Source organism: Rhodopila sp. (assembly GCF_035548095.1).
In the GTDB taxonomy this organism is placed as follows: domain Bacteria; phylum Pseudomonadota; class Alphaproteobacteria; order Acetobacterales; family Acetobacteraceae; genus Rhodopila.
On the sequence record NZ_DASZUV010000027.1, the window covers coordinates 48,868 to 72,929 of the forward strand.

General features: G+C 62.8%; 22 protein-coding genes. 5 read left to right on the forward strand and 17 right to left on the reverse strand.

Features of this window, described 5'->3' with window-relative positions; genetic code table 11:
* Positions 1–22 precede the first annotated feature (22 nt).
* The 11 genes from VHC04_RS18925 to atpD all read right to left on the reverse strand — a co-directional run bounded on the left by VHC04_RS18925 (position 23) and on the right by atpD (position 8,203).
* Positions 23–595 (reverse strand): PEP-CTERM sorting domain-containing protein, encoded by a 573-nt coding sequence (locus VHC04_RS18925; protein ID WP_325684189.1) that lies wholly within the window; start codon positions 593–595, stop codon positions 23–25.
* A 396-nt stretch (positions 596–991) separates the two neighbouring features.
* A complete protein-coding gene (locus VHC04_RS23090) occupies positions 992–1,513 on the reverse strand; it encodes an integrase core domain-containing protein (protein WP_408903836.1) in 522 nt (173 codons plus the stop codon).
* Positions 1,514–1,594: 81 nt separating this feature from the next.
* Complete coding sequence (locus VHC04_RS18935) at positions 1,595–2,455, reverse strand: F0F1 ATP synthase subunit gamma (RefSeq protein ID WP_325684191.1); 861 nt, start codon at positions 2,453–2,455, stop codon at positions 1,595–1,597.
* Positions 2,452–3,990, reverse strand: coding sequence for a F0F1 ATP synthase subunit alpha (locus tag VHC04_RS18940; protein WP_325684194.1), 1,539 nt, complete (start codon positions 3,988–3,990; stop codon positions 2,452–2,454). Before VHC04_RS18940 ends, VHC04_RS18935 begins: the two co-directional genes overlap by 4 nt.
* Positions 3,987–4,760: a F0F1 ATP synthase subunit delta gene (locus VHC04_RS18945; protein WP_325684196.1), complete on the reverse strand. Its 774-nt coding sequence runs from the start codon at positions 4,758–4,760 to the stop codon at positions 3,987–3,989. The genes VHC04_RS18940 and VHC04_RS18945 overlap by 4 nt, the downstream gene beginning before the upstream one ends.
* A 13-nt stretch (positions 4,761–4,773) precedes the next feature.
* Entirely contained in the window at positions 4,774–5,022 is a 249-nt protein-coding gene (locus tag VHC04_RS18950) for a F0F1 ATP synthase subunit C (protein ID WP_325684198.1), read from the reverse strand.
* Positions 5,019–5,720 (reverse strand): F0F1 ATP synthase subunit A, encoded by a 702-nt coding sequence (locus VHC04_RS18955; protein ID WP_325684200.1) that lies wholly within the window; start codon positions 5,718–5,720, stop codon positions 5,019–5,021. The genes VHC04_RS18950 and VHC04_RS18955 overlap by 4 nt, the downstream gene beginning before the upstream one ends.
* Complete coding sequence (locus VHC04_RS18960; RefSeq protein WP_325684202.1) at positions 5,717–6,010, reverse strand: ATP synthase subunit I; 294 nt, start codon at positions 6,008–6,010, stop codon at positions 5,717–5,719. The genes VHC04_RS18955 and VHC04_RS18960 overlap by 4 nt, the downstream gene beginning before the upstream one ends.
* The gene (locus VHC04_RS18965) at positions 6,007–6,297 is read right to left on the reverse strand and encodes an AtpZ/AtpI family protein (protein ID WP_325684204.1); all 291 of its coding nucleotides are present in this window, start codon (positions 6,295–6,297) and stop codon (positions 6,007–6,009) included. The genes VHC04_RS18960 and VHC04_RS18965 overlap by 4 nt, the downstream gene beginning before the upstream one ends.
* Entirely contained in the window at positions 6,294–6,752 is a 459-nt protein-coding gene (locus tag VHC04_RS18970) for a F0F1 ATP synthase subunit epsilon (protein ID WP_325684206.1), read from the reverse strand. Before VHC04_RS18970 ends, VHC04_RS18965 begins: the two co-directional genes overlap by 4 nt.
* Before the next feature lie 8 nt (positions 6,753–6,760).
* The gene (gene atpD / locus VHC04_RS18975) at positions 6,761–8,203 is read right to left on the reverse strand and encodes a F0F1 ATP synthase subunit beta (protein WP_349255092.1); all 1,443 of its coding nucleotides are present in this window, start codon (positions 8,201–8,203) and stop codon (positions 6,761–6,763) included.
* A gap of 657 nt (positions 8,204–8,860) precedes the next feature.
* Here atpD and VHC04_RS18980 point away from each other — a divergent pair.
* Positions 8,861–9,667: a hypothetical protein gene (locus tag VHC04_RS18980; RefSeq protein WP_325684210.1), complete on the forward strand. Its 807-nt coding sequence runs from the start codon at positions 8,861–8,863 to the stop codon at positions 9,665–9,667.
* A 258-nt stretch (positions 9,668–9,925) separates the two neighbouring features.
* On the opposite strand, the gene VHC04_RS18985 is transcribed toward VHC04_RS18980, so the two are convergent.
* A complete protein-coding gene (locus VHC04_RS18985; RefSeq protein WP_325684212.1) occupies positions 9,926–10,276 on the reverse strand; it encodes a hypothetical protein in 351 nt (116 codons plus the stop codon).
* Positions 10,277–11,063: 787 nt separating this feature from the next.
* Positions 11,064–11,939, reverse strand: a complete 876-nt coding sequence (locus VHC04_RS18990; RefSeq protein ID WP_325684214.1) for a manganese catalase family protein — start codon at positions 11,937–11,939, stop codon at positions 11,064–11,066.
* Between the two features lie 324 nt (positions 11,940–12,263).
* Between VHC04_RS18990 and VHC04_RS18995 the strand changes: the two genes are divergently transcribed.
* The gene (locus VHC04_RS18995) at positions 12,264–12,761 is read left to right on the forward strand and encodes a DUF4142 domain-containing protein (RefSeq protein ID WP_325684216.1); all 498 of its coding nucleotides are present in this window, start codon (positions 12,264–12,266) and stop codon (positions 12,759–12,761) included.
* A gap of 392 nt (positions 12,762–13,153) precedes the next feature.
* Here the strand turns inward: VHC04_RS18995 and VHC04_RS19000 are convergent, their stop codons facing one another.
* Both VHC04_RS19000 and VHC04_RS19005 read right to left on the reverse strand, forming a co-directional pair.
* Positions 13,154–14,518, reverse strand: a complete 1,365-nt coding sequence (locus VHC04_RS19000) for an MmgE/PrpD family protein (RefSeq protein WP_325684218.1) — start codon at positions 14,516–14,518, stop codon at positions 13,154–13,156.
* A gap of 29 nt (positions 14,519–14,547) precedes the next feature.
* Positions 14,548–15,504, reverse strand: coding sequence for a peptidyl-alpha-hydroxyglycine alpha-amidating lyase family protein (locus tag VHC04_RS19005; protein ID WP_325684219.1), 957 nt, complete (start codon positions 15,502–15,504; stop codon positions 14,548–14,550).
* Between the two features lie 156 nt (positions 15,505–15,660).
* On the opposite strand from VHC04_RS19005, the gene VHC04_RS19010 reads away from it, so the two are divergent.
* Both VHC04_RS19010 and VHC04_RS19015 read left to right on the forward strand, forming a co-directional pair.
* Positions 15,661–16,455: an alpha/beta fold hydrolase gene (locus tag VHC04_RS19010; RefSeq protein WP_325684221.1), complete on the forward strand. Its 795-nt coding sequence runs from the start codon at positions 15,661–15,663 to the stop codon at positions 16,453–16,455.
* A gap of 219 nt (positions 16,456–16,674) precedes the next feature.
* Positions 16,675–18,255: an ABC transporter substrate-binding protein gene (locus VHC04_RS19015; RefSeq protein ID WP_325684223.1), complete on the forward strand. Its 1,581-nt coding sequence runs from the start codon at positions 16,675–16,677 to the stop codon at positions 18,253–18,255.
* A 142-nt stretch (positions 18,256–18,397) separates the two neighbouring features.
* On the opposite strand, the gene VHC04_RS19020 is transcribed toward VHC04_RS19015, so the two are convergent.
* Both VHC04_RS19020 and VHC04_RS19025 read right to left on the reverse strand, forming a co-directional pair.
* The gene (locus tag VHC04_RS19020) at positions 18,398–19,639 is read right to left on the reverse strand and encodes an LLM class flavin-dependent oxidoreductase (RefSeq protein WP_325684226.1); all 1,242 of its coding nucleotides are present in this window, start codon (positions 19,637–19,639) and stop codon (positions 18,398–18,400) included.
* A 224-nt stretch (positions 19,640–19,863) separates the two neighbouring features.
* Complete coding sequence (locus VHC04_RS19025; protein WP_325684228.1) at positions 19,864–21,504, reverse strand: flavin-containing monooxygenase; 1,641 nt, start codon at positions 21,502–21,504, stop codon at positions 19,864–19,866.
* A gap of 506 nt (positions 21,505–22,010) precedes the next feature.
* On the opposite strand from VHC04_RS19025, the gene VHC04_RS19030 reads away from it, so the two are divergent.
* The gene (locus tag VHC04_RS19030) at positions 22,011–24,023 is read left to right on the forward strand and encodes a hybrid sensor histidine kinase/response regulator (RefSeq protein WP_325684230.1); all 2,013 of its coding nucleotides are present in this window, start codon (positions 22,011–22,013) and stop codon (positions 24,021–24,023) included.
* The last annotated feature ends 39 nt before the right edge of the window (positions 24,024–24,062 follow it).

Here is a 24,062-nt window from a genome sequence, read left to right on the forward strand (position 1 = left end):
GCGGGCGAGCCGGGCGTGATGATTAGGCGCAGGCGACGCGTGGCGCGCCGTTCCGCTTGCGATAACCCAGGAACCCAAGCCCCCCAACGGCGGCCAGCATCACGGCCACGGCCGATGGCTCCGGCACGGCAGCAGTGGCAAGCCGCGGCGCCGAGATCGTCAGGCTGTCGGATGCCACCGTGCTGTCATACGGCGTCGCGTGGATCTGCCAGGTGTTGGTGTAGACATCCAGATAGTCCGTCCCCGCTGGAACGCCGGTCGGCGGCATCTGCTGGACGGTCAAGGTATACAGTTGACCCGCCGCACCGCTGGACAGGTAGCCGGAAGCGAGATTGCTGGTATCGATCAGGAAATTCTCACCATTCACGTTATTGGCGGTCAGACTGACGAAGTAGGGCGCAATACTGGTGTAGGAGATGTTCTGCACCGCGCTCAAGGAATCCAGGTTCAGGACCAGTTGCCCGGTCCCGCCGCCGCCGAAGGACAGGTCGTAGATCACGTCCGCCTTGGCGGGAGTGGCACCAAGGCCAACCACGACAAGAGCAGGCGCAAGGAACTGGGCTGCAGGCAAGCAGCGCTTGAACAAGGATGTCACGGCATTCACTCGCTACAATAGGGTTTTGCCGGGACTGATGGAGCGGGTGTTACCGCGGGCGGAGAAATGGACGGAAACCCGATCCCCCCAACCCGCCGGCACGCCGCATGCGCTTGCCCTGGCCGCTACCGAAGCGGGCGTTCTGCCGCACCGGCGTCTTGGATGGGAAATATGGTGGGGGCGACAAATTGTCCAGTATCTATAATAATATTAATATCAATAATAGTTCATATCGGCTGGCAAAGGCGCTGTTGCCGGTCGGACGGCTTGCCGTTTGCCTTCGATTTGACCGACCGGCCGTCTCAAAATATGACTATAAAATATAATAATATTGCTGACTGCCCCGTTCCACAATGGAGCCGTGGACTGCCTAGCTGTCGAATCCAAGCAGGTTGTTCATCCGATCGAATGGGTTGGGTGGTTGATGCCGCTATGGGTACGGCTGGTGTTGCAGGCTGTGATCCAGGGCCAGGGGGCCTGTGTTCGTTGGGCGGAGCTTTCAAAAGCGCTGGCATAGGTCCAGTCGCGCAGGCTGGTCTGGATGAAGCGTTCGGCCTTGCCGTTGGGTGCGCGGGTGTAGGGTCGGGTTCGCTTGTGGCGGATGGCCCGTTCCGTCAGCAGATGGCGGAAGGCGAAGCTTTGATAAGCGGAGCCGTTATCGGTCATGACCCGCTCGACCCGCCCCCCGAAGCGTTTGAACCAATAGGGGTCCTTTTTCGGCGCCGAAACACATCTGGAGCGTGCATCACCTCTCCCGCCATGGTGAATCGAAACAAGAAAGGCGAAGGGGAGGTCGCACGAAGATATGGCTTGGTGCTGCGGAGCTAGCTCGCCGACCGCCTTACATTTTGTGGCATTCACCTGCCTGGAAACCATCCTTGCGGCAATATCGAGCGACACAGCTCGCGGATTGTGCACAAATCGCTATCTCCTTTTCGCGACGAACATTCCCATCAGCAGATCACGGAAGGCGTACGAGAAGCACCAGGCGTATTGCTCTCAAGTGATTTCACCTGCTCCGCTTCCAAGCTCAAGGAGCTCGCTAGTAATCTCCTCTTGCCGCAACTGACGCGATCGCGCGATCAGTTCGTCAAGCGTTTTGGTGACGTTGCTTTTGGCAGCGATCATGGCCCGCATGCGTGCCTCATTCTCAGAGGCGAAGGACAGCATGACCGCCTCACACATCTCGGCGAAGATGTATTCTTCCGCAAGACGCGCTAGCAGGATCTCAGCCGGCAAAGTGAACAGCGGTTGTTGCGATCGTTTTGCGGGTGGGAACCGGCCAAAGTCGAATGGGATGATCTCCTTCTCTTGCACTTCGATGACGGCAGACGGTCCCGGCCCGGCATGGACTATAGTGATCTGGGTCATTTGACCGGCAACAAGCTGGCGATAAATCTCTTCGACGATCCGGTTGGCAAGGGACGCCGCCTGGGCCGGGTGAGCAATCATCGGTGCGGACCATGCGACGGCGATACCGCGCTCTGCCGCCGACATGAGGCCGCGATCTCCAATGAGCATCAATGTTGAAGACCGGTCCGGCTCCTGCGTCAGCATGTGCTGAGCAGCATCCAGGACGCGTTCGTTGAAGCTGCCCACGAATCCCTGCTCGGCGCAGAATGCCACGACGCCGCGGCGGCCTTGCGGGGCGCCGGCTACTGCAGGTGGTGCGGCTGGGACATGGGCCAGAGCCTGGCCGATTGCCCCTGCGATCGTTGCCGCGTAGGCACGCACGCCTTCGAGCTGACTGCGCGCTTCGCGCGAACGCGCCGCTGCTATGCCGCGCATGGCAGTGATGACGGCAGAGAGCTGCCGTACCGATCCGATACGGACAGAGACATCGCTGAGGCGCTCGGTCACGACCGGTTCTCCCGCAAAGTTCCTGCCAATCCGCGCACCGCATCTGCAAGTTGTTCGCGGACGGCATCGTGGAGTACCGCGTCTGAGGCGAGAGCTTTGACCGCGTCGGGCATCGTCGCGTCGAGATGACCCGGCAGACGAGCGCGGAGTTCAGCGATTGATGTCGCCGACAACGCGTCGAGCACCCCAGCATTAAGCGCCGCCAGCAACGCGATTTGATCGACAGGACGGAGCGTTACAAAACGCGGTTGCTGGAGCAGTCTGCGTATCCGCTCGCCGCGGGTTACCTGCGCCTTGACCCGGGTATCGGCGATACCGCCGAAACGGGTGAACATCTCCAGTTCCAGGAACTGGGCATAATCGAGTCGGATCTTCCCCGAGACGTGCCTGAGTGCTGGACGCTGCGCCTTGCCGCCCACGCGGCTGACGCTGAGGCCGACATCGACCGCCGGACGCTGGTTCGCAGCGAAGAGCTGGCTGTTGAGGACGATCTGCCCATCGGTGATCGAGATCAGATTGGTCGGAATATAGGCTGAGAGGTTGCCGGCATCCGTCTCGGCAATCGGTAGCGCGGTGAGCGATCCGCCCCCTAATTTGTCCGACAGCTTCGCGGCGCGCTCGAGCAGCCGCGCATGCAGATAAAAAATGTCGCCCGGATAGGCTTCGCGCCCCGCAGGTTCCCGGGTCAGCAGTGCGAGCTCCCGATGGGTCGCCGCATGCTTGGTCAGATCATCGATCACAATCAAGGCGTGCTGGCCGCGATCGCGGAAATATTCGGCGATCGACATTCCGGCGAATGGCGCGATCCACTGCAGGCCCGGAGAAGCGGCCGCTGAGGCGACAACGAAAATACAGCGCTCTGGCGCGCCGTGCTGGTGGACAGCTTCGATGACCCGCTCGACCGCGGTCGCACGTTGGCCGATCGCGACATAAACGCAGGTTATGTCCGACGTCTTTTGGGCGATGATGGTGTCGACAGCGACCGACGTCTTGCCGGTGGCGCGATCGCCGATGATAAGTTCACGCTGCCCGCGGCCGAGGGTGAAGAGGGTGTCGATCACCAGGATGCCGGTGTCCACCTGCTGCGAGACCATGTCACGCTGGATGATTGCCGGCGCGGGCCGCTCGAGAGGTTGCCATGCCTCCGCGACGACCGGTTGGCCGCCATCGAGCGGCCGGCCAAGCGGATCGACGACGCGCCCTAGCATACCCGGCCCAACCGGCATCTGCGCCACCGCACCGGTCCGTGACACGCGCGAGCCGGCCTGGATAGTGGTCGCCCCATCGAGGACGACGGCGCTGATTGCATGTGCGTCGAGGGACAGCACGAATCCGGTCTGTCCGCCATCGAAATGCAGGATCTCGTTGAGGCGTGCCTCGGGCAGCCCGGAGACCCGGACGATCGTGTCAGCGACCCGCTCCACGCGGCCGATGGACACCGCCTCCGGCGCGAGAGCCGTGTGCAACAACCGCTGCCGGCTCTCGGTCAGCCAGCGCTCGGCAGCCTCATCGTTTGCAGGACGGGGATCGGTCATGGTCGCGGAGCCTGTCGTCCGGTTTGAGTGGAAGCCGGTTGCGTCAAGGCTGCTTCGATCCGGTCGAGGTCTGCGCGAAAGCTGTTGCGCACGCTGGCGTGCGGCATGTCCATCTCCAGGCCGGCGAGCAATGTCGGATCGACCTCAAGCGCGATCTCGATCGGGCGGCCACCGAGTATCCGCGACAGTCGTTCCCGACACATTTTCATCTCATCGACGGTCAGGGCACGGGCGGCCTTCAGCCGTATTGGCGTGCCGCCAGTACCAAGGCCGGCACGGATAGCGGCAGGCAGGGTGGCAACGCCCTCGGCAAGGCCGTCGATGAAACCGGCAATGCGCGCGGCATCGGGAAGGCGGGCAAGCAGCTTTGCTGCTATGTCGATGGCGAGTTGACGAGCGCGGGCGGCGTGGGCTTCGATCGCGTTCTCGTTGGCGCGCGCAATATCGGAATCGGCTGCGGCGCGCAGCCGATCGGCCTCTGCGCGTGCGGCAGCGAGGATGGCCTGCCTTTCGGCGTCGGCCTCTTCGGTGATTTTTTTCAGCGCTTCGCTGCGCGCAAGCGCGAGGCCCGCGGTTTGCTGTACGGCCTTTTGTCGTTCGGCGGCCGCCTCTTCGCGTGTGGCGCGGGCTTCATCGATCAGCTTCGCCGCCTCAACGCGCCGCTGCTCGATCATGGCAGCGACCGGCTGGAACAGGAATCGGCCCAGGATCCAGATGAGTATAACGACATTGACCGCTTGCAACCCGAGCGTCCACCAGTCGATCTGCATCGCGTGCGGAGACTCACTTCACGAAAGGGTTGGCGAAGAGCACGAGAAGCGCGATGACGAGGCAGTAGATAGCCATCGTTTCGATCATCGCGAGACCGACGAACAGCGTACGCGACAGCGTTCCCGCCGCCTCCGGCTGCCGGGCAATGGCATCCATTGCGGCAGCGACCGCACGGCCTTCGGCCAGCGCCGGACCGATCGCGCCGAAAGACACTGCGAGCGCCGCGGCAAATATGCTGACGATCTCGATTGCATTGCTCATGGGGTATCGTGCTCCATCGTAGGGGCTTTGCTTGAGGCTTTGCGCTCGCCGATTGCCGCGCCGATGAAGACGCAAGCGAGTATCGCGAAGATGTAGGCCTGAACGGCGCCCGTGAGCAGATCGAGGGCCATGAGCGGGATCGGCACGAGGAATCCGGCTAGCGACAGGATGATCCCGATGACAAAGACGCCGCTCATGATGTTGCCGAACAGGCGAACGATCAGGGAGAATGTGCGGGTGAGCTGCTCCACAAGGTTGAGTGGAATCATCACCCAGCTTGGTTCGGCGAAAGTCCTGAGGTACCCGATGATCCCTTGAGCGCGCACACCGTAGGCGATGGTTGCGCAGAGTACAATGAGCGCAAGCGCAGCATCGGTTTCGACGTGAGCGGTGGGAGGCTCAACGCCAGGGATGAGAGAAGACCAGTTGGCAATCAGCACGAAAATGAGGATCGTACCGATCAGCGCCCGATAGGGCGCGGGGTCGGCCTGCATCGTGTCCGCGATTTGGGTGTCGATGGCGCCCACTACGGCTTCGAGCGCGGCCTGAGCCCGAGACGGCTCGAGAGACAGTCGGCGGGTTGCAAAATACGCAAAAAAGCCCAGGGCGATCATGATCGCCCAGGTCACCAGCACCGGTGATGTGATGGCCGCCGGGCCGATATGGAACAACGGTTCAAGTTTCAGCGGCGAGCTCATGACCAACCTCCAGCCCGGCGGAGGAATGGGCGGCGAACAGCGAGCAGGCCGAGCGCGCCGGCCAGCAATGCACTGGCGCCGAGATGCGCCAGCAGCGACAACACGAGACCCAGAACCGCGAGGCGTGCCAGCTGTAGACTGAGCCCGAGCGCGAAATGCCGGCCAAGGTAAAGCGCGGTGGCCCAGCGCAGCGTGGCGAAGTGCAGCAGACCCACGAGTACGCCGGCAGCGATGCCAAGAGCGATGTGCGCTGCTGTCGCCATACCGATGCCGTCAAGGATGGCCGTCATCGGTGACGCATCCATTTCCATGCTGACCACAGCCCGATGCCGGCACCAATCATGATCAGCGGCGCGGAGAAGAACACGCGGGTTCCGAAAATGCGGTCAAGCCAATGCCCGAGCAGCAACGCGAGCAAAGTCGGAATGACGATGGCCCAGCCGAGCACACCGATCTGTCCGAGCCGCGCGCCAAGGGACGGTTCTGGAACCTGCGCGCCCTCGGTGGCACGCTCGGCTGCTTGCCGTGCAGCCTTTGTCATGTGGTCCGAACCGGACGTCGGCTGCGGGGCGTTCATGTGGCGTTTCCGCCGAAAATGCTGTCCGGCGATGCGCCTGTGGTCTGCAGGGCGGTCGCGTTGCCCGGGCTGAGATACCGCATCAGCTGGCGTACAGCCTGCGCGTGCATGCGCGTCTGCGCCACGCGGGCGCGGCGGTCGGTATCTTCTTCCGCCGAGCGCATGGTGGCGACATCGGCTTCGAGTTCATCGAGATTGTCGCCCAGCGTGGCCTGCCGGCAGGCAATAGAGACGTTCCGCCCGGCGGTGACCGTGAGAACCCCGCCTCCCACCACGCAGTAGTGTTCGACGCGGTCTTGCGTGCGCCATCGCACCACCGAAGGCGGCAGGACCGTCAGAAGATCGGCATGGCCAGGCAGGATACCGAAGCCGCCGCTTTCGTCCTCGGCCCGTACCGACAGGACCCCGGCCTGATCCATCAGCACCGCCGAGGGTGTGGTGATGGCAAGGTGCAACGCCGCACTCATGCAGGGTGGGCTGGCGGGGACGGAGTTGGGGCCGAGTCGGCCCGGCGTGCGGCGGCCTCCTTCTGCCGAGCTTCGTCGAGAGTACCAACCATGTAGAGCGAGCTTTCCTGCCAATCGTCGCAATCACCATCGAGGATCGCCTGGCACCCGGCGATAGTGTCGGCGATTGCGACGGAACGGCCCGCCACACCGGTAAAGGCCTCCGTTACAGTGAACGGCTGGGTGAGAAAGCGCTGAAGGCGTCGAGCCCGCTGGACGATACGCCGGTCATCAGCGCCAAGTTCTTCGACGCCGAGTAGCGAGATGACATCCTGAAGCTCGCGATAATGCTCGATGGTTTGCCGCACACGATCAGCCACATCGACATGTTGCTGCCCGACGATCAGCGGGTCGAGCAGGATCGAGGACGAGGCGATCGGATCGACCGCCGGATAGATCCCCTCGGCGGCCATGGCGCGCGAGAGCACGACCATGCTGTCGACATGGCTGGCGATTGCCGTCACCGCCGGATCAGTGAAATCGTCGGCGGGGACATAGACAGCTTCAATGGCAGTCACGGCAGCACCGCCCACAGAGGCGATACGCTCCTGAAGTGCTGCGACTTCAGTGGCAAGCGTGGGCTGGTAGCCAACCCGCGAGGGCAGCCGGCCCAGGAGCCCGGATACCTCGGCCCCCGCTTGAACGAAGCGGAAGATGTTATCCATCAGCAGAAGCACATTCCGATGGTCTTCATCACGGAAATACTCAGCGATGGTGATAGCTGTCATTGGCACGCGCCAGCGCGCTCCTGGAGGCTCGTTCATCTGACCATAGACGAGGACGGTCCGGTCGAGGACTTTCGAATGAGTCATATCAAGCAGCATCTCGTGGCCTTCGCGGGAGCGCTCTCCGACGCCCGCAAACACCGAGATGCCTTGGTAGGTCGCCACCATGGCGTGGATCAGCTCCATCACCAGGACGGTCTTGCCGACGCCTGCGCCACCGAACATCGCGGCCTTGCCGCCTTGCGCGAGCGGGGTCAGAAGATCGAGTACCTTGATGCCGGTGGCAAACAGGTCCGACGTGCCGGTCTGGCGGGCGAGAGATGGGGCGGCACGGTGGATCGGCCTGAGCGGAACGTCGTGGGGAAGCTCGCCCAGGCCGTCGCCAGTCCGACCGGTAACGTCGAGAAGACGTCCGAGCACCGCGCTGCCGACCGGCACCGCGATTGGTCCCCCCAATTTCTTGACGGGATCGCCTCGCCTGAGCCCTGCGGTTCCCTGCAGAGCGATCGTTCTGACGGTCGTCGGGTCAAGATGCGCCTGTACCTCCGCGATGACCGTGCCGGCTTCTTGATCGAAGACCGAGACGGCGTCGTTGATGTCCGGCAACGCAGTATTTTGAAAGACAATGTCGATTACCGCCCCGCGGATGGCAAGGACTACGCCGCTCGCTTCCACTGCCAACGTCTCCTGATGCTCCCGGGATCGCATCGATGCGAGTTTCGGCCACTGGAGCCCTGGCTTGAAGCCCCTTCGCCGCGGAGGAACAGCGTTCGAATGGCGCTGCGTTCTACGAAGCCCAAAAACATCCAGTCACAAGACCCTGCGCTGAGGCGGTCGACCAGGAGTGCGTTCCACGACCCAACGCTGCTGCGGGAACGCTGCTACAGGACAGTGCCGCCTACCCGCGAAGCCGGTCAACCCGGCGCCCAGGCGCGCGTCGACCGGTTCCCGATGCGTTGCCGGCTGGATTCGCAGGCATGGAGTTGGTGCCGGAAAGTCGGACGGTTGGACAGGAATTCGCGACGGGTGGCAGAAAGCACGCATCACAAGCGCCAAAAGCGATCTTTTGATGCCGTCACGTCAATGACGTGCGGAAAATCAGCGGTGATGTCCTTTACGATTTCGTAAGCCGTCAGATATCGCGACTCGGCCCTTGAAGTCCGCATGAAGCCCTCGACCCTGACGGTGTCGTGAGCTGAACAATTCATACGGTATATCTGGCGGATATTTCACCGTGTCTCCGGCTGCCCAACCTTGTGATCTTGCGAAATCCGTTGTGGCGGAGTAATGCGCGCCCGAGCAGGGCATCCGCGCCGCCTGCGGGAAAGACGAATGAATCTGCTCGCCACGATTGCCTCCGTCAGCGTGCCCGCGTTCATGGCGCTGCTGTTCCTCACCCAACTCGCCACAAAGGAATTTGGATTGTGGTTGGGTCGGCGGCAACGGCGGAACAAAGTACAACTCGAAGGCGTGGGTGTCGTCGTCGGTGGCATGATGGGATTGCTTGCCTTCGTCTTGGCGCTGACGCTCTCTTTCGCCAACGGCCGGTTCGAGGAGCGGCGCTCCGCGGTGTTCCAAGAGGGGGACGCCATCGGGGGCGCCCATACGCGTGCGATGGCGATGGGCGACCCCGATAGCGTCGCGATTGCGCATCTGTTGGAGGACTATCTCAACGTTCGACAAGCCTTTGTGGAAGCGCCGCACGGCGCGGCGCAGATCGACGATCTCATCCGGCGCTCGGCGGTCCTGGAGAATGAAATCTGGACCCACCTCGGGACAATGATGCGCGAGCGCCCCAATCCGGTGACGGTCGGACTCGTCAACAGCGTGGATCAAGCCTTCGCCGCGGCGGCGAGAGTACGTTTCAGCTACGCGACCCGAATTCCACCGCAAGTGCTCTGGCTGCTCATCGGCTCATCGCTATGCACGATGGGGGGACTGGGCTACCAGCTTGGTCTGCGTGGCCAGACCTTGCGTATCCTCTCGACCGCGCTCATGGCGATGTGGACTCTCGTTATCGTGGATGTACTTGACCTGAGTTCCAGTCGACTTGGCCGCGTGCGCACCGATACTGCGATCTATGGTTGGGTACGTGATGGTTTCGCCGCTCCTCCAAAGCCGCCTCCGTCACAACCGTGACGCCGGTGCGGGACGTCGACAGGCCGCTTCCACAAGCTATGTTCGTGCCCGGAGTGGCTGCAGGCTATGCTCAGCCACCTCCTCCGGCCATTGGCGATCCCGCTTGGTAGAACGTATGGATCTTCGCCGCCCCATGGCTGGATAGGGGTGCCCGCGGCGTGGGTGTTGCCTTGCCGGCACATCCAGCCGTTAGCAGTGCCAGAACGAATGCCGTGCCAAGCACGTACAAGTGGCTAAGGGGAAGGACCTTGATATCCATTACAGCTTACCATCCGGATGCGCGAGCATCGCCAGCCCGAGAGCCACGATGGCTTCCGGCAGCGGGGTCGTCGGGTTGTTTGTGCAGTATTGGGTCAGCCACGCCGCCAGGTCCGCGTGACGAAACGAACCGATGACATCGCGGCGGGCGCCGGCGGCGAGGCCGGACAGATAGCCCTCCGCCCAATATTCGATGGCGGCGGTGTCAACCGGATCAGCGGAGGGTTGGCGCCATTCGATCCATGTCGAGCAGGTTGCTGGTCCGTTCGGCGTCATCACAACCAGTCCAGTGACCTCGGCGATTTCCTTAGGAGAAGGCTTTTTCTTCTGTGCCGCGGCCGGAGACGCCATGGCCAGTGTTGCGATGCAGCAGGCGCCGGCGATCAGACCCAGCCATCCAATACGACGAGCTCCACTCACCCGTTGACTGTGTCGCGGTGTCCTGCGGCGGTGCATTATTATTGGCGTCCTCCGTTTTTCCGGGGATTCCGCAACGCGCATTTGACAACCTCCCGACAGTCTAGGCAGGACCGAATTCGTTATTCGTGCCGTTGATACGAAGGCGTTACTGGCCCGCCGGTCGCATGCTACGCCACCAATCCGCCAGACTTACCCGCCCCGCTATGGATCGTCAACGCTACTATTACGGGAATTGCAGATCACCATTATAGTGGCGTTCTGGAGAGGCGGTCTGGACGCCGGACAGCTCGCGGAATAGATTTTCGAGATTCATTTGTAACCATTAAGAATGGCTCGTGCCGTGCGATTTGCGTTCGCCCAGCACCGCGAGCGTCGGCAGTCTCGCGCTGCAGCCACCGCGGCATCGGCTCATCCCACCTGCATTGGCGCCCAGCGCCGCCCATGCTCCCGGGTCAGGTTGTCAGATTGGTTGCTGACGAGCCTTTATGCCGGTCCAAAACTCAGAGACCGACATGGCGCTCGGTGACGTAGTTGCCGATGTGCGAGATCGTTTCTCGACGGCCTGCCGGCTGTCCCGAGAGAGCCGTTCATGGCAAGGGCCTCCACCTCTTGACCGCCAAAATGGACGAATAGCCAGGGGCTGCAGGATTGGTGCCCATGATTGCCCTCCAGACAGCCCACCGACTATTTGCCGTCCCTATTCAATCGAACGAACATTTTACGACGGCTGGGCGCCCTGTCCAAGCTCCGCGCCAGTGATGGGATCGCTGCTTGGATCGGACATCGTGCGAGCGGCGACCTTCTTGGCGATCGCTGCGTCCGCGCGGCTGAGCTTTACGCTGGCGGAGCCATCGCCGCCATCGACTGCGGCTTGCCGCTCGCGTTCCTCGACGAAGTCCCATTGCTCGCCCTGGTTCCACGGGCCGCGCATATCGCCTTCGCCCTGCGACATGTTGAAGTAGGTATTGGTGAACTCCGCCTGTCCCGGCAGCTTCCCAGGGGGGAAGTTCGTCTCGATGGCATAAAGGGCCTTCTCGAATGATTTCTGATGCGCGATTTCCCGCGTCATCAGGAAGCCCAGGGCGTCCTTGACGTCGGGATCGTCACAAAGATTGATAAGGCGCTCGTAGATGATCTTGGCACGCGCCTCAGCTGCGATATTCGACCGGAGATCGGCTGTAGGTTCTGTGCGGGAATCCACATAGGCGGCAGACCAGGGAACTCCTGCGGAATTGGTCAGGGCGACCCCACCGCCATAGAGCAAGGCGGTCGTATGGCTGTCAGTGCCGCCAGATATGTTCGCAAGCAGCTGGGCGGCCTCCAAACCCTCCGCCATCTGCCCTTTGACGCCCTGGTTGAGCATCGTCACGATGCTACCGACGACCTCAAGATGGCTGATCTCTTCCGTCGCGATATCCAACAGCAAATCCTTGCGGCCCGGATCGATCTCGGCGAGGCCTTGGGTGAAGTATCTCATCGCGGCGGCGAGTTCGCCGTCGGGCCCGCCGAACTGTTCAAGGATAAGATCAGCGAGTTTCGGATCGGGAGCCGCGACCCGTACAGTGTACATCAGGCGCTTGTTGTGCATGAACATGACGGCGAGCCTTCCGTGTTGCTGGAATGAGCGGCCGGGAAACCGCCCAGGCTGCATCGGGTTTCCTGAAACCGCTTCACAGGCGTGTCACCCGGATTTTCTCGGACAACGGTCCGACATGCGTGCAGCAGGGACCGGCGCCGGCGTTTCCGAGCCATTCCGTAATCCCACTGCCGAAAAGTTGCGCGAACTAGACTGCTCTGCCTGGCGTTCATCACCTGAACTGTGGCTCGTGTGGTCTTGTGCGCGCGCCAAGTCAGGCCATCGACATGCGATCCGACGAGAGGATCAGAGAAGGACAAAGCCATAGAGAAGGACAAAGCCATGAGGACACTCATCACGACGCTCGCCGCCGCGACTCTGCTGAGCGCCACGCCTGCGCTGGCAGCTGTGTCCGGTTCGGATCGGACTTTTGCAGCGGAGGCTGCTCAGGGAGGCGTGGCTGAAATTCAGCTGGGGCAGCTTGCTTTGCAGAAGGCCGCATCCCCGCAGGTTAAAGAGTTTGCGAACCGGATGGTTACCGACCATACGACTGCCAATCAGGAACTGGCTGGAGTGGCAAAAACTGAAAAGCTAAGCCTGCCGGCGGAACCGGACGCCAGGCAGAAGAGCGATATGGAGCGCCTGAGCGGCCTGACCGGCAACGCGTTCGATACCGCGTATATGAAACAAATGGTTCAGGATCATGAGAAGACGGTCGCTGCTTTTCAGAAGGAGGCGCAGACCGGAAGGGATCCAGAGCTAAAGGCGTTTGCGCAGAAATATCTGCCCGTTCTGCGCCAACATCTGCAAATGGCACAGGCGAGCCAGACGAAGGGCTAGGCTTACCACGCCGCCCGCGGTAGCGGGCGTCGATCCCGTCCATAATGGCGGCGAGTACGCACACGTCGTGCTGCCAGTCGCCGTTCCTCTGAACCGCGTCAGGCAAGGAGCAATGTCGTCCACCGATGAGAATATCGTATTCCGGGCCATTGCCGGATTCGATTCAATCATGGCGATCCAATATATACTCGCCATTGAGAGTGCGCTGGATATCTCGTTGACCGAGGAGGAAGTGGATTAATATCATGGGCGACGTCTTCGCCTTGGCGGCGGCGACGTCTTCGCCCTGACGGCGCCGAAGCCTCCGTCCGGACTGGCAACAACCACCCCATATCCATCAGATGCACGGAGCCAAATCTCTCGGTGCCGCGGCGCCGGCTCGAAAAGCCGAGCTATGGCGCCCGGATCAATTCAATGAGCGGCTTGACCGACCGTGTCTCCCGAAGCCCGCGTATCGCCGCAAGGCTCGCCTCGATCCTTGCCGCGTCCAGGCCCGCGGCCGGTACTAACGCGCGATATTTTGCCTCGATGTCGCTCCAGGCAATCCCAAGCTGGCCGGCGCCTTTCGGGACGTAAACGGTACTGGCAAATTCCGCGCCGTCGGCGGTCCTGATCGTGACGGTAGCGCCCTGCCGGTAGCGATCCACGTCCTGGATCGGTTGAGGGCCGACCGCGACCTTGTCGATCAGGCGGTGAATCACCGGGTCGGCGATTTTCTCCGGACTGGCATGCGTCCAGGAAAAGTCACGATCGGCGGCACCGGCGGCGGCGAAGTAGGCAGGGCTGTGCGCCATATCGATCAGGTCGGCCGGGTGAAGCGGCCCGGTCAGGTCTGTCAGCCCTGGACGGGACACGATGATCGCTGCGATCCGCTCCGCCGTGACGTTGCCGTCTCGCGCCGCGTGGGCGGCCGCCTCCGCGATGGCGTGGTAGGGATGGCCGCCGGGCATCAGCTTGATTGCCATGTCCGTAACGATATCCCAGCTCTCACCCAGGCCGGCGGTGGCGGTTTCGGCCGCGGCCGACCCATTCACCCCGCCGAATGCCTCGAAGAATCCGTTCGAGGCTTCCAGAATGCGTTCCTCGGCCTGGAAGCCGCGCTGTGCCGCCAGCGCGGCGTTGCAGCCGAGCAGCACCGCCAGGCCGGCGTGATATTCACGGGCGGTGCTGGTGTCGGCCGCGGTGGCCAACCCGCCGATCGACGTCGCCGCAATAGCGATGGATTGCGCCATTGCCGCCGCATCGAGCCGCAAGAGACGCGCCGTCGCGACGGCGGCGGCGAATACGGCGCCCAGGCAACCATGGAAACCCCGGCGGCGGAAGCCGGGCGTGATGGCCTCGCTGATCCGGCCTGCCGCCTCATAGCCGACCACCATGGCGGTCAGCACCTCTTCGCCCGTCGCATCGGCGCGCTCGGCCAACGCCAGCGACACCGCTGTCAGCGGCGTTCCGGCATGGACGATGTTACGCAGGTCGCTGTCGTCGGAGGCGGCGGCATCGCTGAGCATGGCGTTGACGCGCGCGGCCTCCGCCACCGGCAGCCTGGGCCCCGCATCGAACCAAAGCGACGCATCGGGACGACCACCCTGCGCCCTTGCCAGGTCCCGTATGATTTGGGCAGAGCGGATGCCGGTGCCACAGGCCGCGCTGGCGAGCGTGCTGGCAATGATCATCGCCGCGTGCCGCAAGGCTTGCTCCGGCACATCAGTCGTGGCGATTCCGGTCAGGAAGTCGGAAAGCCTTCGGGCAACGGTCATGACAGCGTCCATATAAAGCGTTGGCGTCGTTACGTGATGCGCACCAGTTTCTGCATGCACCGTATATCCTGCTCGTCCGGGATCGGTGAGCCTTTGTTCTTCATCGCCGTTCGCGATACCTCGCCGACATAGATGTCACCGCGGGAATCCACCGCGAGCCCGTGCGGCGCAATGAACTGGCTCGGCTTCTGGCGGGTCGCGTCGCCGGCACGCGCGATGCGTCGGCCGTCCAGCGTCCACAGACTGATGCGCGGACCGATACCCGGATGGTTCGCGTTCACCGCCATGCTCGGGCCGGTTTCACCAATATACGCGATCGGATTCCTGCCCCGCGTCATGCACAGGCCACAGGGCCGGTGCATGTTGTTCCACTGCGTTTCGAAGCGACCGTTGCCATCGAACACCTGGATGCGGTGGTTCTCCCGGTCAGCCACGTAAACCCAGCCATCCTCGTCGCAGCAGATGTTGTGGACGATGTTGAATTCGCCCGGCTCCGTGCCGGGCTCGCCCCAGGAGAATTGCAGCTTGCCGTCGGGGGCGTATTTATGAACACGCGCATTGCCGTAGCCGTCAGCGACGTACAGATCGCCGGTGGGCGACAGCGCCGTGTGCGTACAGCGGTGGAACGGATCGCCGCTCATATACGGGGCGGGTTCCCCGGGCACGCCGATTTCCAGCAACATTCTGCCATCCGCGGTCATGTGGCGAACGGTGTGGTCGCCATCATCCGTGCACCACAGCGTATCGTCCGGAGCAACATGGATGCCATGCGGCCGGGCAAAAATGTTTTCGCCCCAGGACCGCAGGACGTTGCCGGCGCGGTCGAAGACGATCATCGGATGCTTGCCGCGATTGAAAACGTAGACATTGTCCTTGCTGTCGACACCCACGGCGGCGACTTCGCCATACCGCCAGCCATCCGGCAGCGTGCCCCAGTTTTCGGTGACGTCGTAGCGGTAGTCGCCCTCGCCGATAATGATCGTCATGACCCGTTCCCTCCCAGCGGCTCCAGGGAGGCTACGCGAGCAGGCGCCGATCCGCCACTGTGCCGCCGGCCGTGACGGACGGTGGACCGGCGGTGGCTTGACCGCGTTGCGAAACAGGATCGGAGTAGGTGGAAAGGCAACGAACAGGACCGTCCCATGACCCTGATCCACCATGTCGTCACCGGCTCTGCCACGCGGCCAGTCGTTTTCGTGCACGGTTTCGGCTGCGGTCTGACCGACTGGGACAGCCAGGTCGCGCACCTGTCTTCACGCTTCCAAGCGGTCGCCGTTGATCTCCGCGGGCATGGCAGCAGCCCGGGCCCTGCGGCCGCGTGCTCGATCGAACGGTACGGCGCGGATGTGGCCGAACTGATGCGCGCCCTGGCGCTGCCGCCGGCCGTGCTGGTCGGGCACAGCCTGGGCTGCCGGGTGGTGATGGAAGCGGCCCTGCAGGCACCCGTCCACGCCGCCGGCGTGGTGCTGGTGGATGGCAGCCAGTTCGCCCCGGCGATGGAAGCGACGCTGCAAGCGGCATTCGGACGGCCGAAGGGGTACGAGACCATGGTGCAGGACATGTTCCGTGACATGTTCCACGCCAAGGCCGACCCGGCGGTCGCCGCCGCCGTCGCCGCCCGCGTGCGACGCCTGCCGCAAGAGGTGGGCGAGAAGATGTTGCTGGATCTGCTGCGATACGACGTCTGGCGGCTGCCCGCCTCCCTCGGCTGCCTTCGTGTCCCGGTCATGGCAATCCAGACCACCTATGCGAACGAAAAACGCGAACGGAAATCGTTGCAGATCGGGCAGGCCACGCCGTACCTGTCGATGCTGCGCGACGTCATTCCCGCGGTCCGCATCGAAATCATCGAGGAGACCGGGCATTTCCCACAGCTTGAAGAGCCGGCGCGCACGAATGCACTGCTGGACAGCTTCCTGGCATCGGTCTTCGCATGAGAATCGTTCCGGATACCCCACCAGAGCGCGATCGCCGGAAGCCGGCGGTAAGAGGGCGTGAATCGCGCTCTTGAATCAAAGAGTGACAAAGCATTGATCGGGTCAACCCGACCCTGTCATGCCTTAGCGGGTTGCGGGTGAGACCGTCGCCCCGCAGACACCGCCGCGCGGCCATGCTATGGTGGAGCAACAATCACTCATAACGCCTGGGAGACATCCATGAAGCGCCGCCAGGTCCTGGCCGGTGCCGCCGCCCTGGCAGCGCGCCCGGTGCTTGCTCAGCCCGCCATCGGCGGCGCCAGCAAGGTTCTGTCCTTTGTGCCCACCACCAATCCGCCCAGCTACGACCCGGCCTTCAACCCCGCGCAGGCGACGCGGACGCTGGGCCTGATGATCTACGAGACGCTCTACACCCGCGACATGCACCTCAATCCGCACCCGCACATGGTGGAGGGACACCTGGTCGAGGATGGCGGCAAGCGCTGGACGATGACTCTGCGCGAGGGGCTGTGGTTCCACGATGGCACGCCGGTGCGGGCGCGCGATTGTGTTGCCTCGATCAAGCGCTGGATGGCACGCGATCCGGTTGGCGGCTTCATCAATGAGCGGATGGACGCGCTGGAGGCGCCCAACGACCGCACGCTGGTCTGGCGTCTGCGCCAGCCATTCCCGTTCCTGCCGAACGCGCTGGCCAAGACGCAGCCGACTCCCGCGATCATGCCGGAACGGCTGTGCGCCGATCCCTGGAAGCAGGCGCCGGAATGCATCGGCAGCGGACCGTTCCGCTGGGTCGCCAGCGAGTTCGTCACCGGCAGTCGGGCGGTGATGGCGAAGTTCGAAAACTATGTGCCGCGGCCGGAAAAGGTCGAGTATGGCTGGGGCGGCTATCATGTGAAGGTCGACCGGGTCGAGTGGCGCATCATTCCCGATCCGGCCACCGCGGCAGGCGCGCTGGCGACCGGTGAGGTGGACTGGGTGGAGCTGCCACTGCCGGACCTGCTGCCGATGCTGCGCAAGACACCCGATGTGGTGGTGCGGCGGATCGACACGCACGGCGTGTTCCCGGTGCTGCGGCCGAATTTCATCCATGGCCCGACCGCCAATGTCGCGGTGCGCCGGGCGATGCTGGCGGCGATCAACCAGGTCGATGAGATGACGGCGCTGATGGGCGAGGATCGGGACGGCTACCGCGCGCCCATCGGCTTCTTCATTCCGGAGAGCGAAGCCGCCAGCGACGCCGGGATGGACCTGCTGCGCAACCCGCCAGGCGTCGCGGCGATCCAGAGGATGCTGAAGGAGGGCGGCTACAACGGGGAGCGGATCGTGTTCATGCATCCGACCGACCCGCCGGCCTATGACGTGCTGTGCAGCGTCGCGGAGGGCGCGTTCCGCCGCGTCGGCCTCGACATCGATGTGCAAACCACCGACTGGGGCACCGTCACCGCCCGCCGCGTCAGCAAGGAGCCGCTGGAAAAAGGCGGCTGGTCGATCTTTCCGTCGGGGTTCCCGCCGGTGGACTATGCCAATCCGGTCCTGGCCGGCGGACTGCGCACCAACGGCAAGGACGCCTGGGTGGGCTGGCCGGAGAACGCGCGCATCGAGGCATTACGGAGCGCCTGGATCGATAGCCCCGACCCGGCTGAGCAGAAGCGGCTGGCCGCACAGATCCAGCTCGAATGCTTCAACTATGTTCCGTACATTCCGCTGGGGCAGTACCTGCCGGCGGGCGCCTGGCGCAGCAATATCACCGGCCAGCTGCGGGGACCCGCGCCGGTGTTCTGGAACGTGAGCAAGGCATAGGACGGGTATGCAACGGATTGGCGGTCCGTGTCGGGATCGTTCCTGAATTCCTCTTTCGGCCTTATCAGCCGGCCATCTTGCGATTCGGTGAAACACAGCACTCGCGCGGTGGCGATCCTTTCATCACCGCCGCGCCGCCGGTTTACGCCGCAGCCGCTTTCTGATCTCGGGTACCTTGCATATAGCGCAGGCTCACCGGCTGATTCGTCTCGAACGGGCTCTTCAGGTCCAGTTCCTTCGCCATTTCGCGCACCGCCGGGAACACCTCGGTCCCCAGCAGCCGGACACATGTTTTCGCGTCCTCATGGGAGACCGTTCCGTCATTGCCCCAGAATGACAGGATGCCGGGACGCGTCTCCTCCAACAGGATGCGCAGCTTGGCGATCACCTGCTTCGGCGTACCGGCGATGATCATCAACTCTTCCATCTGCTTCTCCACCGCCGGACGGTAGCGGGGACTCTTCGAGCGTCCGGTGGCGAATTCCACGAAGGCGCGGCGGTTTTCCGGGCTGCCATAACCCGCGGGTGTGCTCCAGACCGGATGGGCCAGGCCGGTGAACTCGCCCTGCATCCACATGAACTGGCGTGCGTTCTCCAGCGCTTTTTCCTCGGTTTCGGCGACGTGAATCTGCTTCAGCAGGCCGTGGTACTCCGGGCCAGCCTGGAAGCCGGCTTCGGCCGCCGCTTTGTCATAAATGTCCCAGATCTGCCGTGTCCGCTCCACCGGCGTGTTCAAGGCGATATAGGGATAGCCGTGCTGCGCCGCCCACACGATCGTTTCCTTGCTGATGACACCGGGAATCCAGATACGCGGATGCGGCTTCTGCAGCGGCAGCGCCCAGGGGTTCACCACGCGCTGTTGATAGTGCATGCCTTCCCACCGGAATGGTCCGGGTTCGGTCCAGATCTTTACGATCAGATCGTGCGCTTCCTCGAACCGCTCGCGGTTGAAGGCGGGATTGATACCACCGGCCAACTGCTCCTGTCCGCCGCCGCGGACGAAGCCCGATACCAGACGCCCTTTCGACATCATATCGATCATCGCCAGCTCCTCGGCCAGCTGCACCGGGTTGTCCCAGGCTGGCAGTGGATTGCCGAGCATGACGATCTTGCAATTCTTGGTGGCGGCAGCCAGGGCCGCTGCAAACATGTTGGCGCGTGCCTGCATGCAGAACGGAGCGTTGTGGTGCTCGTTCAGCATGATCCCGTCTATGCCCAGCTCATCGGCCAGAATGTAGTGTTCCAGATATTCGTTGTACAACCGGCTGCCTGCGACGGGATCGAAATGACTGTTGGAAAACATCAATGCGGTGGCGCCGAAATCCAGCCCGGCCTTGGCGTCGTACGCCGACATCGGCTGCTCTGTGAAATACATCAGGTGCATGGGCGATCATTCTCCCTGGTTCAGCGGGTGCGCCGTGGCTGCTTGTTTCTATAGGTACCGGGAGAGGCTAGCGCAGAGAGGAGGACGGGGCAAATCCCCGTGCCAATTCAATAACGGCCTCGCTTCATAGCACCGGTATTGCGTGCCTTGCGCGCGGCATCGGGAACCCTCGGCTGTCTCCGCAGCCTCTCCACCCGATACCCCGTGTGCTGACGGTGGCTTTCCTACGCCATCGACAGTTCCCTGTAGCCGCCGGTCGACACCGCGTCGCAGTGCTGGCGGAACGCCGGATGGCCGCCGCTGTAGCGCATGACCCGGCGGACCTGTTTGCCTTCCACGTTGCGGTTGATGCCGGTCATCCAGGAATCGACCTCGTTGAACAGCAATCCCTCGTTGGTTTCGATGACGTGATCGGTCCAGGCCTTCGCGGCCTCGGGCGTCGCGTCCACACGCGTCAGGCCGTTATCGCGCGCGTGGCGGATCAGCGCGGTGACCCAGTCGGAGGTGTATTCCACCGCCCGCGGGAAGTTGCCGAGGCCGGCGTGCGGACCCATCACCATCATGAAGTTCGGGAACCCGTCTACAAGAATGCCCAGCAGCGTCACCGGTCCGTCGGCCCATTTGTCCTTCAGCGAGAGGCCGCCCACGCCGCGGATGTCGATCTGGTCGAACGCCCCGGTGATGGCATCGAAGCCGGTGGCGTAGACGATCATGTCGAACCCGTAATCGGCGTCCGAGGTGCGGATGCCATCCGGCGTGATGCGCTCGATCGGCGTTTCGGTCAGGTCGACGAGTGTCACGTTCGGCTGGTTGTAGACCTCGAAATAGCCGCTTTCCAGCGGCACCCGCCGCGTGCCGAAGCCATGCGTCTTGGGGACCAGCCTTTCCGCGACCGCCGGATCCTTGACCCGCTGGCGGATCTTTCCCGCCAGCCAGTCGGACATCAGCTTGTTGGCCGCGCGATCGGTCAGCACGTCACGGAAATTGCCCATCCAGATGCCGAAGCCGGGTTCGCCGTAGCGCTTTTCCCAGAACGCCTCGCGTTCTTCCGCCGTGACGTCGAACACGGAGCGCGGGTCGGCGGCGTGGATGAAGCAGCCGACGGTTTCCTGGCAGCGAGCGAAGATATCGGCGTAGTTCTTGCGAATTTCGGCCATCTCCTGCGGCGTGACCTTGGAGTTGTGCAACGGCGCCGACCACTGCGCGGTGCGCTGGAACACGGTCAGGTGCCCCGCGGTCTTGGCGATTTCGGTGATGGCCTGGATGCCGGTGGCGCCGGTGCCGATCACCGCGACCCGCTTGCCTTCGAAGCTGACCGGCTGCTTCGGCCAGTTATGCGTGTGACAGGACTGGCCCTTGAAGCTCTCGATGCCGGGGATGCGCGGCAGCACGGAGGCCGACAGCACACCGACCGCGGTGACCAGGAATCGCGCGGTGCAGGATGTGCCGTCATCGAGCGTGACCTTCCAGCTTCGGCTGTCTTCCTGGTAATGCGCCGCGGTGACCGTGGTCTTGAACCGGATGTCGCGCCGGAGGTCGAACTTGTCGGCGACGTGGTTCAGATAGCGTTCGGTTTCCGGTTGGCCGGCGAAATGCTCCTCCCAATCCCATTCGTCGAGCAGTTCCTGGGAAAAGGAGTAGCCGTAGGTCCAGCTTTCGGAGTCAAACCGGGCGCCGGGGTAGCGGTTCCAGTACCAGGTGCCGCCGACATTGGAGCCGGATTCGAAAACCCGCGTCGTCAGGCCGAGCTCCCGCAGGCGGTAGAGTTGGTAGAGGCCGGATACCCCGGCGCCGATGACGATCGCGTCGAAATCGGTCGCCAGCCCCGCGGATGTCTCGCGGGCGGCTCCCACTCGGTCGTTCATGCTCACCTCTCCCTTGGTAATCCCTTGGTAAAGCCTCCGGGTTCTCTTGAACGTTTGACCCGATCCGCCATCCTGGCTGGCGGTGCTTCAAGCGGTTCGCCATTATGCCGGAAAAGGGCGCGTACGCCATAGCGCACGGCGTGTGCGGCGTCAGGCCCTGCGGGCAAGGCAAAGCCTGCCGCCTTGTCTTCGCCAGCATGTCCGGGAACATCCGCGTGCGTCGCCTCGGTTTAGCGTTTGGTTCCTCGCGTTATGGGCAGTTTGGTTACAGATGAACATGATGAAGCGGTCCAAGCCTTCTCCTTGTTCGTGGATCGCTTTATGGTTTCCGAATAATGCCGTGGAGCAGGGGCCTTCCGACAAGTCGTGCAGCGTGATCTCGGGAACCGGCATTCAGCCGCGCCACGGGAAGATTGACAAAACTCAACGACCGTGGTTACCGGCCGTAAATCAGTATCCTTGACGGCAGGCATGGAAAAGCCATGAAGCCAGGAGGCGGTCTCGACGTGTCACCTAGCGAAGCGGCTTTGCGCCAGCGTGTCGCCGAGCTTTCACGCGTCCAACGTATCGGGCGGGTCGGTGGTTTCGAGATCGATCTTCGCGGGGGCGAATTCCTCAACCATCGGTCACCCGAGTATCTGTCGGTCCATGGCCTGACGGTCGACGCTGCCCGCGAGGCCCATGAAGCCTGGGTGGGACGCCTGCATCCCGATGATCGTGAGCGGGCCGAGACGCATTTCAAGAATTGCGTGGCTGGCGATGCACGCCACTATTCCTCTGAGTACCGCATCGTCCTCCCGGGCGAGGGCGTCCGATGGATTTCAGCGATTGCCGAGATCGACCGCGACGACGCCGGTGCGCCGCTCCGGATGATCGGCGTGCATATCGACATCACACGGATGAAGGAGGCCGAGGAAGCCCTGCGCGCCTCTGAACTGGCGTTGAAGGAGAGTGAACAGCGGCTCCGTGATCTCAATGCGAACCTGGAGAGGCTCAGCGAGGAACGAGCTCGCCAGCTTGCATCCAGTCGTGCCCAGTTGCAGGCATTTTTCGACAACTCGCCCGATTGGCTGACGTTGCAGCGGTGCACGGCGGACGGACGGTTTATTTACGTGGATATCAATCCTGCATGTGAAAAGGGCTATGGCCTGTCCCGCTCTCAGGTCATCGGGCGGCGGGTCGAGGAAATCCTTGGGGAGGAAGGCGCACAGATCACGCTCGCGCACTTCAAGGAGTGTGTCAGGACCGGCAAACCCCAGCGCTACGTGACCAATCGCACGATGGCCGGGTCCACGCGCTTCATCGATGTGATATCGGCGTTGATCCCGGATTCCTTTGATGGGGAGGACCGTTTCCTTTTGACATTCGCCCGTGATCTTACTGAACGCGAACGGTTGGAAACGCAACTTCGGCACGCCCAGAAGATGGATGCGATCGGGCAGCTGACCGGCGGCGTCGCGCATGATTTCAATAACCTTCTCACAATCATACTTGGCAATGCCACTCTTCTCAAGAAGGGAGCGAGCAAGGACCCGGCAAAGCTCCTCGACAATATCCTTCTTGCAGGCGAACGAGGTGGTACGCTCACGCGGAAGTTGCTGTCCCTGGCGCGGAATCGTCCCCTTGCGCGCCAGGTTGTCGATTTGACCGCTCACATCCCGAAGATGGCGGAGATGCTCCGTTCCTCGTTGCGGGGCGATATCAATCTGCACATCGCCACCGGCGCTGAGATCGTTGCGGCCGAGGTCGACGTTGGTGAACTGGAAATCGCAATCCTGAACCTGGCCGTGAATGCGCGTGACGCGATGCCAGCAGGTGGCCAATTTGTCATCGATGTTCGAAAGGTTGGCATCGGACAGGCGCCGGTGTCTCTGCCATCTGCACACATGGGCTATGTGGCCATTTCCGCTCGGGACACCGGAACGGGTATGCCGGCGGAGGTGGTTTCTCGTGCATTCGAGCCGTTCTTCACGACGAAGATGCTTGGGGCGGGAACCGGACTGGGCCTGAGCCAGGTATTTGGCTTTGCAAAAAGTTCAGGCGGTACTGCCCATATCGAAAGCCGGCCTGGGGAAGGGACGCGGGTCACGATTTTTCTGCCGATGACGGACGAACAGAGTCTCGAAACATCCGCGGTTGAGGACGATAGCGCGCTGCGCCGGCTATCGGGCCGTATCCTCCTGGTTGATGACAACGAAGAAGTGACGACTGTCACACAGGCAATGATATCCGCAATGGGCCTCGAGGTGGAGACGGCCGCTAGTGCCGCCGAAGCACTGGAGCGGCTTGCCGCCGGGGGTGCGCGATTCGACCTGCTATTAACGGACATCATCATGCCAGACATGAGCGGGCTCGATTTGGCTCACGTCGTTCGCCGCCTCCATGCGGGCCTTCCGATTGTCCTGATGTCAGGCTACAACGACGCACCAACCCCGAAAGAGTTTCGAACATTACGGAAGCCGGTTCCCTATGAGGAGCTGCACAAGGTGATTCAAGGCCTTTTGAAGCCCGCTCCATAGACGCTAGGCCTGCGTGGCCGATCCGACGAAGCGTGCGCA

Bases quoted from the DNA above. Each gene is read 5' to 3' on its own strand.
- VHC04_RS18940 (WP_325684194.1), bottom strand. From the start codon at position 3,990: ATGACCGATCCCCGTCCTGCAAACGATGAGGCTGCCGAGCGCTGGCTG.
- VHC04_RS18945 (WP_325684196.1), bottom strand. From the start codon at position 4,760: ATGCAGATCGACTGGTGGACGCTCGGGTTGCAAGCGGTCAATGTCGTT.
- VHC04_RS18950 (WP_325684198.1), bottom strand. From the start codon at position 5,022: ATGAGCAATGCAATCGAGATCGTCAGCATATTTGCCGCGGCGCTCGCA.
- VHC04_RS18955 (WP_325684200.1), bottom strand. From the start codon at position 5,720: ATGAGCTCGCCGCTGAAACTTGAACCGTTGTTCCATATCGGCCCGGCG.
- VHC04_RS18960 (WP_325684202.1), bottom strand. From the start codon at position 6,010: ATGACGGCCATCCTTGACGGCATCGGTATGGCGACAGCAGCGCACATC.
- VHC04_RS18965 (WP_325684204.1), bottom strand. From the start codon at position 6,297: ATGAACGCCCCGCAGCCGACGTCCGGTTCGGACCACATGACAAAGGCT.
- VHC04_RS18980 (WP_325684210.1), top strand. From the start codon at position 8,861: ATGAATCTGCTCGCCACGATTGCCTCCGTCAGCGTGCCCGCGTTCATG.
- VHC04_RS18985 (WP_325684212.1), bottom strand. From the start codon at position 10,276: ATGGCGTCTCCGGCCGCGGCACAGAAGAAAAAGCCTTCTCCTAAGGAA.
- VHC04_RS18990 (WP_325684214.1), bottom strand. From the start codon at position 11,939: ATGTTCATGCACAACAAGCGCCTGATGTACACTGTACGGGTCGCGGCT.
- VHC04_RS18995 (WP_325684216.1), top strand. From the start codon at position 12,264: ATGAGGACACTCATCACGACGCTCGCCGCCGCGACTCTGCTGAGCGCC.
- VHC04_RS19000 (WP_325684218.1), bottom strand. From the start codon at position 14,518: ATGACCGTTGCCCGAAGGCTTTCCGACTTCCTGACCGGAATCGCCACG.
- VHC04_RS19005 (WP_325684219.1), bottom strand. From the start codon at position 15,504: ATGACGATCATTATCGGCGAGGGCGACTACCGCTACGACGTCACCGAA.
- VHC04_RS19010 (WP_325684221.1), top strand. From the start codon at position 15,661: ATGACCCTGATCCACCATGTCGTCACCGGCTCTGCCACGCGGCCAGTC.
- VHC04_RS19015 (WP_325684223.1), top strand. From the start codon at position 16,675: ATGAAGCGCCGCCAGGTCCTGGCCGGTGCCGCCGCCCTGGCAGCGCGC.
- VHC04_RS19020 (WP_325684226.1), bottom strand. From the start codon at position 19,639: ATGCACCTGATGTATTTCACAGAGCAGCCGATGTCGGCGTACGACGCC.
- VHC04_RS19025 (WP_325684228.1), bottom strand. From the start codon at position 21,504: ATGAACGACCGAGTGGGAGCCGCCCGCGAGACATCCGCGGGGCTGGCG.